The sequence below is a fragment of the Arthrobacter sp. NPDC056691 genome (genome assembly GCF_042791415.1).
Classification (GTDB): domain Bacteria; phylum Actinomycetota; class Actinomycetes; order Actinomycetales; family Micrococcaceae; genus Arthrobacter.
In genome coordinates, this window is sequence record NZ_JBHTXX010000013.1 from 88,955 (window position 1) to 102,469 (window position 13,515).

Annotated in this window: 11 protein-coding genes and 1 pseudogene; 8 read left to right on the plus strand and 4 right to left on the minus strand. The window is 61.4% G+C overall.

Annotated features, from left to right (window positions below; genetic code table 11):
- Window positions 1–105: 105 nt before the first annotated feature.
- The 5 genes from ACFRAU_RS12670 to ACFRAU_RS12690 all read left to right on the plus strand — a co-directional run bounded on the left by ACFRAU_RS12670 (window position 106) and on the right by ACFRAU_RS12690 (window position 3,492).
- The gene (locus ACFRAU_RS12670) at window positions 106–447 is read left to right on the plus strand and encodes a ComEC/Rec2 family competence protein (protein ID WP_378000204.1); all 342 of its coding nucleotides are present in this window, start codon (window positions 106–108) and stop codon (window positions 445–447) included.
- Window positions 448–481: 34 nt separating this feature from the next.
- Window positions 482–781 (plus strand): DUF4193 domain-containing protein, encoded by a 300-nt coding sequence (locus ACFRAU_RS12675; protein ID WP_378000181.1) that lies wholly within the window; start codon window positions 482–484, stop codon window positions 779–781.
- Window positions 753–1,046: a hypothetical protein gene (locus ACFRAU_RS12680; RefSeq protein ID WP_378000182.1), complete on the plus strand. Its 294-nt coding sequence runs from the start codon at window positions 753–755 to the stop codon at window positions 1,044–1,046. Before ACFRAU_RS12675 ends, ACFRAU_RS12680 begins: the two co-directional genes overlap by 29 nt.
- Before the next feature lie 247 nt (window positions 1,047–1,293).
- Window positions 1,294–1,500, plus strand: a complete 207-nt coding sequence (locus ACFRAU_RS12685; protein WP_378000183.1) for a DUF4177 domain-containing protein — start codon at window positions 1,294–1,296, stop codon at window positions 1,498–1,500.
- A 306-nt stretch (window positions 1,501–1,806) separates the two neighbouring features.
- The gene (locus tag ACFRAU_RS12690; RefSeq protein ID WP_378000184.1) at window positions 1,807–3,492 is read left to right on the plus strand and encodes a hypothetical protein; all 1,686 of its coding nucleotides are present in this window, start codon (window positions 1,807–1,809) and stop codon (window positions 3,490–3,492) included.
- Between the two features lie 128 nt (window positions 3,493–3,620).
- On the opposite strand, the pseudogene ACFRAU_RS12695 reads toward ACFRAU_RS12690, so the two are convergent.
- Window positions 3,621–4,383 (minus strand): annotated as a pseudogene (locus ACFRAU_RS12695) (DUF3387 domain-containing protein); the annotation flags it as partial.
- Window positions 4,384–4,725: 342 nt separating this feature from the next.
- On the opposite strand from ACFRAU_RS12695, the gene ACFRAU_RS12700 reads away from it, so the two are divergent.
- The 3 genes from ACFRAU_RS12700 to ACFRAU_RS12710 all read left to right on the plus strand — a co-directional run bounded on the left by ACFRAU_RS12700 (window position 4,726) and on the right by ACFRAU_RS12710 (window position 6,611).
- Window positions 4,726–5,319, plus strand: coding sequence for a hypothetical protein (locus tag ACFRAU_RS12700; RefSeq protein ID WP_378000185.1), 594 nt, complete (start codon window positions 4,726–4,728; stop codon window positions 5,317–5,319).
- A gap of 483 nt (window positions 5,320–5,802) precedes the next feature.
- Window positions 5,803–6,045, plus strand: coding sequence for a hypothetical protein (locus ACFRAU_RS12705; RefSeq protein WP_378000186.1), 243 nt, complete (start codon window positions 5,803–5,805; stop codon window positions 6,043–6,045).
- A 14-nt stretch (window positions 6,046–6,059) separates the two neighbouring features.
- On the plus strand, window positions 6,060–6,611 hold the full coding sequence (locus ACFRAU_RS12710; RefSeq protein ID WP_378000187.1) for a hypothetical protein: 552 nt from the start codon (window positions 6,060–6,062) through the stop codon (window positions 6,609–6,611).
- On the opposite strand, the gene ACFRAU_RS12715 is transcribed toward ACFRAU_RS12710, so the two are convergent.
- From ACFRAU_RS12715 to ACFRAU_RS12725, 3 genes are read right to left on the minus strand one after another with little or no spacing between them, the layout of a single operon-like run.
- The gene (locus ACFRAU_RS12715) at window positions 6,608–10,318 is read right to left on the minus strand and encodes a hypothetical protein (RefSeq protein WP_378000188.1); all 3,711 of its coding nucleotides are present in this window, start codon (window positions 10,316–10,318) and stop codon (window positions 6,608–6,610) included. The genes ACFRAU_RS12710 and ACFRAU_RS12715 overlap by 4 nt on opposite strands.
- On the minus strand, window positions 10,309–12,408 hold the full coding sequence (locus tag ACFRAU_RS12720; RefSeq protein WP_378000189.1) for a hypothetical protein: 2,100 nt from the start codon (window positions 12,406–12,408) through the stop codon (window positions 10,309–10,311). The genes ACFRAU_RS12715 and ACFRAU_RS12720 overlap by 10 nt, the downstream gene beginning before the upstream one ends.
- A 52-nt stretch (window positions 12,409–12,460) precedes the next feature.
- Complete coding sequence (locus ACFRAU_RS12725) at window positions 12,461–13,360, minus strand: hypothetical protein (RefSeq protein ID WP_378000190.1); 900 nt, start codon at window positions 13,358–13,360, stop codon at window positions 12,461–12,463.
- Window positions 13,361–13,515: the final 155 nt, after the last annotated feature.

The window sequence follows — 13,515 nt, forward strand, 5'->3', positions numbered from 1 at the left end:
CTTGCAGCAGCGCAGGATTGGCAGCAGGCACCGGCCGTCCTGGGCAAACGGTTCGCCTCGGCGTCGGCCTGGCTGGCCCCTGACGCGCGGGGCCTTCTCCCCGGTATGGTCACGGGTGATACCGGCGGCCTCAGCGAAGAGCTCGAGACAGCCATGAAAACCGTGGGCCTTACTCACCTGACGGCGGTGTCGGGGGACATGGTTAAAAAGGGGGGTGGGTCGGGTTTAGGCATATTTTGGATGGTTTGCCTGGGAAGTGTGCTGCCCCGGAAGTCGGCGTTCCTGCAGGTCGCCGAGGGGTTCCACGATACTCTGCACGGCCGAGTTGCACACCAAAATTTTTGTCGTTGCCGCAGTTTCGCATGGCGAGCTACGTGGGTCTGTGGCACAGCAGCACTGACTGTTTTGGGAATTCCACCCATGTCCTGTACGGTGCAGGACCGGTAACACCCCTCAACCAACAGAGAAGAGAAATACCTCCGTGGCAACCGATTACGACGAACTGCGCACCGACGTCAAGGAATCTCAGGAGAACTCTTTGGAGGCCCTGAAGACTGCCAAAGCGCCCGACGCCAAGTCGGTCGTTCAGGAGCTCGATGAGGCTGACACTTCGGATGGCCTGACGCCTGGCGGGGAGTTCATCGCCGAAGAACTCATCGTAGAGGTCGTTCCCCAGGCTGACGACGAGTTCACCTGCTGGTCCTGCTTCCTGGTCCGCCACCGTTCGCAGAAGGCGCGCGAGAAGAACGGCCATGCCTACTGCGTCGAATGCGAGGGCTGAGCCCCACTACTGGCCGGCTGTTCCGGAGCACATCTGGGACAGCATCTGCGAAGAGTTCGCCCTGCCGACCGCATCGGATCTGGAGGCGCACGTCCCGTCGCTCGGTGACATTGAGGCGGTACGTCGGGCAGTTCGCGTGTTCATCGGTGAGGGAACGCTCTGGCCGGGCTTCCAGCTCAATGATGGCCTTCTTCATGAACCGGTGCCGCGGCTGTTTGATGTGGCGATGAGCCTGAAGATTGCTCACAATGTGTTCGCCGCCTGAATGGTCAGCCCGCTGCCTGATCAGCCCAGGTCTAGGCCGGTAGACATGCTGGACAGAATGACCCGGCTTCAGGGCGCATTGGTTGCCTTCGGCAACAGGTACAGACCGGTCGAAAAGCGCGGCTGACGGCTCGGAGTTTCCGGTCTTCCGGGCCAGTTTGGTCAGCCGGACGGCCCGGCGCAGTTGAGGAGCGGGATGCATCAATTAGCATTGCTCCCAATTGACCAGCGATGGAAGGAAGCCCTGAATGCACTATGTCGTCCTGCAGGTGATCCTCAAAGAAAAACTGTGGGGAACAGGTTCGGGCAACCTGACCGAACTGGAGAAGACCATCAACGCTCAGGCCGCGAAGGGCTACCGGCTCCACACCATAACCACCGCGAGTAGCGGGAGCAAGGGTCTCGGCGGCGGTGACCGCATCCAGGCGACGATGGTGTTCGAGAGCCTGGGATAATCCCACATCACCATGCGATCTGGGCTATCTGTATAGTCCGGCACCGCGATGAGTCAGCTCGCTGTCCGAAGTGCCCACCGAAGATGGATTCGAACCATAGCCTGGATCCTGCTCGCCTTCAGCTCGATGGTCTTGATCGGCTATGGGAACCCCATCGCCGCCGCTTCCTGACGATCGAGTACGCGGCGGAAGAGCTGAACGCCAGGCCGCTCGGGCCAGGAGCTCCGGAGGCAAGCCGTGTGCCATCCTTTGATGATGACGACCGTAAATTGGCAACGCGAATCCGGCGATCGCGTGGAGGAATTCGTGGCAGCCCTGATTCTTCTGGACCACCCTCACGGAAATCGAATTACGCCGTCGCGCGGTGACCGGGGCATCGATGTCCAGGTTGAAACGGACGGCGAATGGGACATTTACCAGATCAAAAAGTTTGCCCAAACGCTCGGAACGTCACAAAGAAATCAGATCAAGAAGTCCTGGGAGACATTTGTCTCACAGACCCTCGCAGGGCGGAGCATTCGATCCTGGACCCTCGTCATGCCATGGGACCCGACAGTGGAGCAACATGCGTGGCTTGCTGATTTGACTCAGGGCTATGACTTCGAAATTCGTTGGTGGGGATTGAGCCAGTTGGACGGCCTTGCGTCCAAACACCCCCAGGTGGCTGAGTATTACTTTGGCGACGGCCGACAGGAAATCACCACGCTCATGGCGAACATGTTGGCCCTAACCCGGGATGTTTCTAGGGATAAGCCAGACGATGACCTGATCCATCTTTTAATCGAGCGTCAGAGCCAGATAACGGAGGCTCTGACCCAAATCGACCCCTTCTACAGGTATGTGATTGACATCCGTTCCGGGGACGTCGAGGACATGGACGAAGATCAGAGGCAGCGTGACGCGAGGGGAGCAGCGCTCGTCAGCTATCTCCCTCTGAGCGGCGAACAATATGCCGTCACCAGGGTGCTGCCACTCTGCGCTGAGTCTTCCTGGCTCAGGCCGATCAAGGGAAATCTTTCGTTCCGCCCGGAACCGGGTACAAGTGAGCATGCCGCACTGACAGATTTCCTGGAATACGGTACTCCGTTCAGCGGAATGCCCGGGGAACTGACGGAGGCGGTAGGTCCTCCCGGTCTACTGCCGCCTGGTCCCGGCACATTTTCGGTCTCGGCAATGGCCGGTGGCGCAGACACCCCTCCCCTCGAACTCCAGTTGAGCCGTCCGGGGTTCGGTGTGATCCAAAGGCTGCCTCTTGCAAACGTCACGGTGACGCAGGGCCCGCGTGGCAATGGCTTCGCCGTAACCGCAACCGATATCGGCGGATCCCTGGGCTTCACCCTCAAGTACCGAAAGGAAGCCGGCAAGGGCCAAGAAACGTTCCAATTCAAGAGAACTCCTGTCCCGGGGAGGTACCCGGGCGATATCAGAGATGCAGTGAGCTTTGTCGCCCAGTTCGATGGACGCAACGAGATCAATTTAGGGATCAAGGGTGGCCCCCCACTCACGCATCCCTTGGCCCCTGACGGGGGTGCGACGAGCAAGCATGCGCAGGAATTCCTGAAGCTTCTCGACGACCTTTTGCTCATTCAGCTCCACACCCTCACGGCCATCAGAGTGCCTGACCTCTCAAGCTCCACTAAAGAGGAATACGACTCCTGGGAGACAGTTGCGCGCTTGCTCAGAGGAGAAACTATAGAGGGGCGGTGGGAGAGCATCAGACCTTCTGAAATAGACCCTCACGATCCCGTATTCAAGGGCCCGAGTGCGCTCACAATGACCACTCAGGAGCCAATGTACGTGCTACTCAACGGAGGCCGGGTCGAATTGAGCACGTGGATGCAGGAGACATACTCGGGCGGCGTGCTACGAACTGACGATGAAGGGTTTGTCTTGGTACCCCTCTCCGAGGGAACAGTAACTGTCCACATGATCGATGGACCTTCGGCCGACCTGCCGGGCGAGCCTTCATTAGGTCGGCCTGAGTCCTCCTAGGCAAGTGGACTGCATAAGTCCAGAGGTGCTGAACACGGTATCCTAGAGCCCAGCGCCGGCCGGTGAATGAGAGTTCCCTGGAGGAAGTACGGGCGTCCGGGGAACAGGAGATGGTTTTACCCGTTTCCTTACAACCGCGCCTCCGCGAACCGGGGCGCCATCGACTCCATTTGCTCCATGACCAGCTTGATCGCCTCGGGCTGCTGGTCCGGCGGGTACCCGAACCGGACCAGGAGGCGCTTGATGGAGGAGCGGAGCTTCGCCCTGACATCATCGTGCACTGTCCAGTCTGTCCGGATGTCCCGGCGCATCACGGAGACGAGTTCGCGGGCGATGTCAGCGAGTATCCCTTCGCCCTGGGCCTCCACCGCGGACTCATTCAAGGCCACGGCATCGTAAAAAGCCAGCTCGTCTGAGTTGAGCGGGGGAGTGAAGTGCGCTCCGCGGTTTCCTTCGGCGGCCACCTCACGGGGCAGCTCTACCAGCTAAGCAGCAATAACCTCAACCGACGTCAGCTGCTGGTTGGTGTACTTCCTCATCAGCTCGGTAATGCGTTCGGAGAACGCCCGCTGCCGGAGGATGTTGTTGCACGTCGCCACGCCGACTCGTCGGCGATGAGCTTGCGGAGTGCTTCGATCGCCAGCTGCGGATTCCGCGCTTTAGGGTCTTGGCGATGAACTCCGGCGTCAGGTCGTCCAGCGATGGCTTCGGCATCCCGGCTGCCTCGTAGATGTCCTGCCCCTCGCCGGACGATGTTGCGGAGGCGATCAGGTTACCGAGCAGCCGCTGGATCTCCTCGGGCACCGGCTCGCCGCTGGCCTGGCGGTCTGCGGCGTCGAACATGGCCATGTACACCCGGGTCTCCTCGCAGACCTGGATTTCCGGCCGCAGCTCGGCCGAGAAACACTTTGCCTGAGCTGACCTGTGGCCGGTGAACAGGGAGTTCCGTGAGCGCCCCTGGGCTCAGTGCCTGACCTCGACATCGAAGTCGTGCTGCGGGCGCCCGTGCTCGGGGACCTGTCGCCGGCCGGCGCCGCGCCCCAGTTACCGGTATTCGCCACCCCCTATCGGTCTGGCACGGTCCAGTGCACCTGGCGACTTGCCCCAGTTCATCCCCGACTCCAGGGTTGAGTCTCACCGTGAACCAATGCCGAATCCGCAGTTCGACACAGTTCCTATGCCGTATCCGCACTTTTCTCGAGGGGATCTTTCGAAGCCGTCTACGATCAGTGCATGCCGTCGAACCTACCCACCACTCTGGCTGTATCTGATGCGATCACGCACTACCGGCAGCTGCGTGAGCTGAGCTGCGACGAGCTGTCCTACGTGCTCTCGATGCTGGGATACACGCTGTCTTCCGACGCCATCGCAGCGGTGGAGAACCGGGAGCGCCCTGTCACCGTCGATGACCTGGTGGCCATCTCTTATGCACTTGGCACCTCACCGGCCGTGCTGCTGACCCACATACCCATCGACATGCCCGCGCCCGAGGGGCCGCTTGCAAGCGGCCTGCCTGCCGACGTCGAGCCCTTGGAGCTGCGTGCCTGGGCTGAAGGCCGCACGGCGCTTGACCCCCGGTCCCGGATCGGCTGGTGGCAGGACAAGGTGAGCCGGCTCCGTGTGCTCTCGATGCACTACGAGGAGCAGCTGCAGGGAGCCTATGAGGAAATCCGGGAGTTGGGTGAGCTCGCACTGCAGGAAGCAGACGCTCCGCCGGTGCAGGTCCTGCAGTCCCGGATCCGTGACGGTGAGTACGCGCTCCACCAGGCCGATCTTGCGCTGGCAACGGCCGAGCAGCAGCTGGAAGCCTTGCGCGGGGAGGCCTGAAATCGCGTTACGGCCGAATTGCCCACTGAGATCCACTGTGATGACACGCCTGCCGGGGCTGGTACAGCTGGTACAGCGGCCTGTAATACTGGAGTTGGATTGACGGTGTGTTCGATGTCTGGGAGTCGTCCAGGTGGTCCTCAAGGGTCCAGCTTCGGCTCCCGGGCTTGGCTGGGATCCGGGACTCGGGGATGCGGTGTTGAACTGTGGAGCCGAGACGCTGGACACTCAGTCGGGAAAACACCTGGACATAAGTCGGGACGAAACGCTGGGGGTGGCGTTCATGAACGATCCATGGATCGCGCACCGTGACCTGGACGGCAGTCTCTACTGCGTCGGGACGGGTCCTCCGTCTGTGCGGGGCAAGCTCGAAACCAGCGCGCGCATGTCAAAGAACGCCCGGGACTTCCCGTTGCCGGAATTGCAATCAATATCGTCATCCTTCTACCTGGTATCGGCGCAGTTGTGATGATGAGCTCCTAGATGCTGGCCACCATCCTGATCCTGATCAGCGCTGGGTTCTGGTTCGCCGCCGGACAAGCCTGGCAAGCTTTTGCGCGGCGGGTTGAAGCCTGCTCGGAAAAGGTCCGTCGTTCAGTCGCTGCATATCGCCGGCATCAGGAAAAGCTTCCCTCGCAGCAGACAGGCAGCACCGCGCGGACATGCATCCGAGGGGACCTTGAATTTCCAGCATTACCCCACGCAACATCCATCACCGTCAATTGAAAAGGACGTGCACCATGAACACCACCAAGACCGCACGTGCGAGGCGGCACAGGGTCGCCGCGACCGCCGCGGCCCTGGCCGGGCTCGTCCTCATGCTTACCGGCTGCGGCGGAGGAACCAGCGCCAACGGGAACAGCAGCGCTGAAACCAGCGCCGCCAGCATCACTGGCAGATGGATCGCCACCGAAGACGAAAGCGGCGACATCGTTGTGATCGATGGCGACAAGATCACATACATCGATGTCCTGAGCCGGACTGACGAGGCAGCCTGCCAGGTCACCAACGGTATTCTGGATGACACCGAGGGAACAATCTCCGCTGGGGCATCCGATAACGCATTCCGAGTCATCTCAACGGGAACCATCAACAACAACCAGACTTCAGTTCTTTGGAACGACGTCAACGGAGCTCTGCGCACTGGCGACGAGTCTGGTACCGGCTCGATCTCGGTTGCGCCCGATCTAATTTCGCTCGACTACACTTTTGCTGCCAACGCCGACCCTATTTCGCTGGTACCTGTCGACAGTGCTCAGGGCAAGGCGATGATCGACGGATATTGCGCCTAGCCCCTGAAAGGCGCTTCGCCCAGCCGTGGGGTTGGAGAATTTGGATTCTCCGTGTCTGAAGGAGCCGGGTCTGCAACGCGGCGCGGCCGCGGAGCAGCCTGGTTGCCCGGACCCCGCGCCTTCAACTGCGCGGGTGCACTGACCGGTCTCGTATGCGGACGGCCTTGTGGGCGCGGTGCCGGAGTTGTCGAATACGTTTCCCTCGCAGCGCGCTGAATACCCTGTCGGGACGGCATCGGCGCATTGCTCGGAGCCGGAGCAGCAGTTTGTGCCTGGGGATGATGGGCTGAAGCCCGGGGTTGCGTTACTGCCTGCCCCTGAACAGGAGCCGCAGCCGCCGTCGCTGTACTCTGGGAACGCTGTACCGGAACCTTCGTCTGTGCCGATGGAAGCTGGGATGGGTGCTGGGCCTGAACCGGCTGCCCCTGTCCGGAGCGGCTTGATCGCTTGCTCGCTGCATTTTGACCGCCGGGCGTACCAGAGGCTACCGGCTGACCCGGAAGGGACACAGCTCTGCCGCTGAAGTGCTGCGGGGCGACCTGTCCGTCCGTTCCCTGCCCAACCCGTGAACCAGCACCGAATAGCGTCGGAGCCGACTGGCCGACGATCGTCTTGGGGCCACCTCCAGGCCGAACGGGGCGGTCGGAACCGACCTGACGCTGATCCGGGTCCTGGGATCCGGAGCGTGCAACAGATCCGGAAGAGACAGGCTGAAACACACCGTTTGCGCCGCGCTTCATGACGATCGGGTCGCCGCTGGCGCCGTTAGCTCCACGGCTGTACCCAAGGTTTGACAGACCGCCCTGGCTGCTGAGTTTCTGCGCCGTCTGTTTGTCCAAGCGGGAGCTGCCCGCCGATCCACCAGCCAGTTGCAGTGGACCGCCCTTGTCGTCAGGACTATCGCCGGATGCCCCCAGCGCACCGGCTGGACCGCTTCCGCCGGGCAGAGACCTGACAGGACCACCGCCACTACCGCCACCCATACCACCCGCGGGGCCGCCGAAACCATCAGCTTCATCCGGCCCTCCGGGACCGAGCGCGAGCATCTGGTTTCCTGCTGGAAGCGGCTTCATCTCACCGTTGGTGCCACCGGCGTTCGTCGGCACCGTCGAGGACGATAGCTTGCCACCGGTCTTCGGCGGGGTCAGCCCACCGGCCCTGCTGTCGAAACCGGAAGCAAGCCTCTGGCCAGCAGCCATACCTGCCCCGGCACCGAGACCACTGGCCAGAGCAGGCATCATGCCGCCGCCCGTGTCCGGCCGTGGAGCCGTGTTCGTGTCCAGGAACTTGTCCACGAGCTTGGTGAAGACTTCATCCATGGCCTGCAGGACTACCTTGCGCACCTTCAGCAGGCCAATCGTGACACCAGTGATGACCAGCGAGGAGATCAGCGTGAGGATCACCACGACAATCCCGCCAAGCGAGACATTGGCAAACAGGCCGTTCGACGTCATGAGGTTCGACATGGGTCCGGACATGATGTCCGGAATCGAGATCAAAAACTCGGAAACGAACTGGTAGATGAACAGCGTGACGATAACCTCAAGGATCAGCGCCGTCGTGTAGACGAGCACCTTGGCGATCGCCTGCACCGCGCCCAGGGTCGCGAAGGGTACCGCGGCCACGAGGCTGAAGGTCCGCCGGACGGCCCCGACAAGCATGCCGATGGCGTACCACAGGCCAAGCAATGCGATGCTGCCCAGGATTGTGGCCGCGTTGTGCCAGTACATGAACTTCGCTGGGCCCGTACCCACCTGGCTGACGGCCATGTGGTTCTCGCGGGTAAAGCCGGAAGTGGCATTTCTCGACGAAAACATCGTCAGAGAGTCCGGTTCGAATCCGGTATCGAGGTAGTTGAAGGCCGCCAAGGGAGACAAGTTGCACGAAGCAGGGTTCTCGGTGCCATTCTCGACGATCATAAAGCCGCAGCCGGACTTCGCCCCGATAGTTGTAAACGTCGTGTTCCCACCGGAGTTACTCGAAGTCAGCCCGTCCTGGACAGAAATCACAGGATGCTCAAGCGGAGCAGGCCCTGCCTCTTCACCGAACTTCTGGGGATCGTCATAGCCTTTTCCGGAATCGTTGACAAACCACTCTTTCTTGTTGTCAGGGTCGATGTCCAGCTTGGTGATCGAGGTCTTGATGCCCGACTCGAAGTCGGACGCCGCGACCTCCCGGCTGCCAATGTAGTCGTTGATGATTCCGAACGTCGCAAACACAGCTCGCACATCGTCAGCAGCCCCACCGTTGGCCGTAACGGTTCCAGCCCGCCAGGCACTCTCGGCGTCACTGGTCTTCGTACCGATATTGATGCCGTTGAAAGCCGACCCGTGGGACTGCGAGTTGATCGCCAGTGCCGTGGTCCGGACCGACAGCATCGAATTCGAACCTGCCTGCTCGCCGTCCCAGGAAATCGAGGCAGCGTCAGGGATTCCGAGCCGGTCATTCATCATCCACGAGTGGAAGTCGACGTAGGTGCTCAGCACCACTCTCGTAGGGCCTGCGTTCGAGCCCAGCATCGAGTCGTCGAACTTGTCCAGCACGCCGGTATACATGCTGCCGATCAGTGGCAGACCGACGCCGATGAAAACGACTCGGACGACGAGCTTCTTGATCGCCGAGCCACGATCCATTTTCTTGAAAAGCACCAGACTGATGAGCAGGAAACCGATGAACAAGGGCACGAGTGCCTGCCACGAAATGTCCTGGAGCAGTCCGTACCATCCTGCGATCCAGTGCTGGAGACCGGCAAGCACTCCGCCACCGGAGTCGAACCCGGTCATGCCGTCGGCCATCGACGCACCGTTTTCGCCGCTGTCGGCTACAGCCTGGTAAAACCATACGAACGGGTTCATGAGCTTCAGCAGCTGAATGATGAAGTAAAACAGGCTGCTGACGGCCAGCGCCAGGGCATAGAGGATCCAGATGACCGACCCGCCCAGAACACTCACGATCTGACCGCCGATGCCCGATGACATCGTGTCCAGACCCAGGTCCTGGTTGGTTGCGCCGAAGTGGGCGTAGTCAAGCATGCCCGCGTAGGTGCCCGCTGCTTCGTCACCACCGCCGGCGTTGTCGAAAGTTGTATACATGACCGTCTGCGAGGAACCTGAGACCTCGGCGAAGAACCAGCCCACAACGTCGCCCACGCTGAATTCGGGGTCCGCATAGCCAAGCATTGAACCACCTGAAGAGGGGCTACTCGTGACCGCCCGCCATTCCGCCGTCATTCCGCCGTCTGCGGCCGGTGAGTTCTTGTCTCCAAAGTACGTGCTCGCGCTCGAGGCGAGCTTGTAGAGACTATAGTTGTCCCGCTCATCCTCCTCCGCGGCGCGCGCCGACGACGAGGACACCGTCATGAACATCGGCATCAGCAGCGCAGCCATCAGTGCAAGGACCAGCAGGCGCGTAAGCCTGCTACGACGGGCCTCACCCCAATCACGTACACTTGCCGCCGTCGTCGTCCGATTCAACCTGTTCCCTTTGCTCCCCGTCTCCGGCCCGTCCGCGCTGCTCACTGCTTTTACCGTCCGTCGGGAACCCGCCTTCTGTGCCTGTCTCGTCAGCACAGCAGCCGGCTGCTCAAGTTCCCTTTTTCCGCCGTCCCGGTGTCGTCCGGCTGCGGCACCCTGTTGACTCTCATCAACCTTGCGGATGCTGGTCAGGTTCGCGCCCGCCACCGGCTTGTCCTTCATGATCAAAGCCATCCGTGCCGCCTCTTCGGCCTGGCTGCCTCAAGTCGGACCTGCCTGCGCTGGGCCTCACGGTAGGGGTTGATCCCCAGCGCGAGGTCAAGATGGAACACCACATTGGATACATCCCGGCGCAGGTAGGCCAGGTTCCCGCCCTTCTTCGTGATGAGCCGGGCCAGGTCCGGCGGGATTCGCTGGTGCAGCTGCTTCTGGTACTCTGCCACCGTCTTGTCGCGCATCGGACCGAAGAGCGTGTAGTCCGCGGCGTCGAAGGCATTGAAGTTTGAGTCCATGAGCATTCTGTCGACGTCGTTGTAGCTGTACACCACACGGCCGCCGCGCTCGTGCAGGCGCCCGAACTGGTCCATGATGTACTTCTTCACCCGCTCATCAATGTGTTCTGCTCCGTGGATGATCACCGTGTCCCCGGCGCCGAGCCTGCCGACGGCGAAGCCCACGATGTTGACCAGCTGGGCCATGGCCACACCCTTGCCGCGGCGCATCAGCCGCGAAAAGTCGTAAACCACCCGGCGGGAGTCCCGGACGCCGTCGACTGCGTTCACCGTGTGGTTGTTGAAAAGGTCGCCGTTGGTGCTGAGCATCGTGTTTGCGATGCCCTTGAGCACGTTGTAGGCGCGCAGCTGGTCCGGGTCCGTCTTCCCGGAGTTCAGCAGCGCCTTGTGGGCGGTGGCGATGTACGAGACGAACATCTGCAGCCGCGGAACCTGGGCGTGCGGAATGTTCACCACGCGCAGTCTGTTTCGGTGCTCTTTGGCGTTGTGCCGCCACATGCCCTGATCGACGTAGAAATCCGTCGCCGTGTCTTCGAGCGCGCTGCGGATAATCGAGCCGATGGCACCATCGGAGGTCCCATAGAGCTGCTCGAACATGAGCTTGAGCTTCTCCATCTGGGCCGAAAAGATGGTCAGCTCGTCATCCTGCTCCCCGAACATCTCGAACATGTTCACATCGCCCCGGTTCAGGTCCACGCGCGAGGTGAGTCGCTCGAATTTCGGGCCGAGCCTGTCCAAGTCCGCACCGTCGAGGACGAGGTGGACAACCCGGCTGTTACTCAGCAGGGCCGATTGGCTGATCTTCGAGCACCACATGTTCGAGATCCGCTGGCGGTCCAGGTAATCGCTGACCGTCGCATCGGCCACGACGACGTGGTGGCTGTAGGCGTTGACGTCCATCAGCACCGCACTGTTGTTCACATCGCCCACCATGTAGCCGACGTACTCGCCGCCCTTGTCGTTGAGACCGTTGGTGACCAGCGAATACGAGCCGGCAAGCTCGGTTGAGGTGAAGTGGAAGCCCTTGCCCCGTTTCCTGGCGTTCGGCTTGAACAGCCCCGAAAGCTCCTGGCGCTGTTCGCCGGGATACGGCGCGGCCTTGAGTGTGCCGAAGCGGTCGATGTACAGGCGCGTCACGCGGTCGATCGAATCGTCCAGGGTCCCCAGGTCCGGTGCCTTGAGGAAGAGCCTGGTGTGCACCGAGAGGTAGCTCGCCCCGTCCTGGATCTCGCCGATGGTGACCTCCAGGTCACTGGAGATCTTCGCGGCCTTGCGCCTGGAGCCCGTCGTCCCCGATTCGTCCTGCTCAGCCGCGTCAAGCCTGTCGAGCCTCTCCGACTGCTTCGTGAAGGAATCGATCCACTTGTCGTCCATCCGCTTGACCTGTTCAAGGACCACGGCTGTGACCCGTTCGTCCAGGCCGTCCGGGATCCGGTCGATACCCCAGAACGCAGCGAAATTGTCGTGGGCCGCATCATCGTGGAAGTACGCCAGCACGCAGCCAAACGACCCGTCGACCTCGAAGTAGTCGGAGCGGAAGAGATACCGCTCTTTCGGCTTGAGCGCGAGCAGGTGGGGGTAGGAGTCGAATGAGCCGGCGAGCTGCCTGAACTCCTGACGGCGCTTCCACCAGTTCTTATTGGGTTCTGCCGCTTCGGTGCCCGTCGCAGCGCTTGCCGTCTCCGCGGGGCCCCGAAGGGCGATGCCTTCCCGAGCGGTGCCGTCTGCACGCACGTTGGCGGCCGGAACCGTCCCGGCCGGCTTCTTACCGGGAATGCCGAGCTGTCCCCGGACCTTCGTCATCAGCTTCATGGTGTCCTTCGTTCGTTGCCCGCAGTGTCGTTTTTGTGGGGGAGCAGGGCCGTCAGCCCAGTGACGCCCTGGGCGTCACCAACCCGTGGTCGATGCCCTGGTAGAAGACCCGCAGCATCGGCAGGGTTTCGTCGCGGTCGAGCATCGTGGCTTCCCTGATCATGTGGGTGGACCCCTCGACCTCTGCCTGGAGGACCAGATGTCCCCGGCGCAGGGCGTCGGCACTGGTGCCCTTGAGCAGCAGATACTGGTGGATGGAAGTGAACTTTCCGCCCACATGCCGGGTGAGGATGTCGTACTGCTCGTTCTGCAGCTCGATCAGGTCAGGATCGCGGACCTCCAGCGCCTGGTTGCGGGCCTCGAGGTTGGCCACCTGGTGATAGACCCTCTGCGGTTCCTTCGTGGTGATGAAAGACCACTCGCAGTTCGTATCGACCTTCCGCCAGAAGGCGTCCACCCTGTCCAGAATGCTGATCCGGTCCTCATCGAAAAGCAGGTAGCTTGCCGAGCCGACGATTAGGATGACCTGTCCCTGGCTGCCGTCGGAGTATTGGATCCGGCCGTCCTCTTCGATGTCATTGATGCCTACGATCGAATGGAAGTCCGAGGGATTGGAACTTCGCCGGGTTAAGACATGGCGCGCGCTCCTGGGCAGATATGCCAGGAACGCGGGCACCTTCCTGATCCGCAGCTCCTTGGTCTTCATCAGGCCGCCGAAGTAGATGACCGCCAACAGGCCCCAGATGACGAATAACGTGATGAACACGGGCCCCGAGCTGGAGATGAACGTGGACGTCGACGCCCACAGGACGGCGAGCCCGCCTCCGCCGAAGAACAAAAGCTGCTTGAGGGGAGACGGCTTCGCCGCCCATCCGCCCTTGCTCAGGCTGATCTCGTGGTCGAGGAAACTTCGGCTAATCGAGCTCGGCACCTTGAACGACATTTTCGCCATGAAATTTCCCCCTGTGCCTGCTGATAATCGACCCGTCTCTCGAATGCCCTCTTACATGAGAGTCCCAGAAGACAGCCTATCGTGAGAGACTTGTCAAGTCGATAACGAAAGAACTGTGAGTCGCTTATTGAATAAGCGGATCAATGCGACAAAAC

What these genes read in the sequence shown, in the direction of transcription:
- ACFRAU_RS12720 (WP_378000189.1), bottom strand. Translation starts at nt 12,408, where the DNA reads ATGAAGCTGATGACGAAGGTCCGGGGACAGCTCGGCATTCCCGGTAAG.
- ACFRAU_RS12685 (WP_378000183.1), top strand. Translation starts at nt 1,294, where the DNA reads ATGCACTATGTCGTCCTGCAGGTGATCCTCAAAGAAAAACTGTGGGGA.
- ACFRAU_RS12705 (WP_378000186.1), top strand. Translation starts at nt 5,803, where the DNA reads ATGCTGGCCACCATCCTGATCCTGATCAGCGCTGGGTTCTGGTTCGCC.
- ACFRAU_RS12715 (WP_378000188.1), bottom strand. Translation starts at nt 10,318, where the DNA reads ATGGCTTTGATCATGAAGGACAAGCCGGTGGCGGGCGCGAACCTGACC.
- ACFRAU_RS12725 (WP_378000190.1), bottom strand. Translation starts at nt 13,360, where the DNA reads ATGGCGAAAATGTCGTTCAAGGTGCCGAGCTCGATTAGCCGAAGTTTC.
- ACFRAU_RS12710 (WP_378000187.1), top strand. Translation starts at nt 6,060, where the DNA reads ATGAACACCACCAAGACCGCACGTGCGAGGCGGCACAGGGTCGCCGCG.
- ACFRAU_RS12700 (WP_378000185.1), top strand. Translation starts at nt 4,726, where the DNA reads ATGCCGTCGAACCTACCCACCACTCTGGCTGTATCTGATGCGATCACG.
- ACFRAU_RS12680 (WP_378000182.1), top strand. Translation starts at nt 753, where the DNA reads ATGCCTACTGCGTCGAATGCGAGGGCTGAGCCCCACTACTGGCCGGCT.
- ACFRAU_RS12670 (WP_378000204.1), top strand. Translation starts at nt 106, where the DNA reads ATGGTCACGGGTGATACCGGCGGCCTCAGCGAAGAGCTCGAGACAGCC.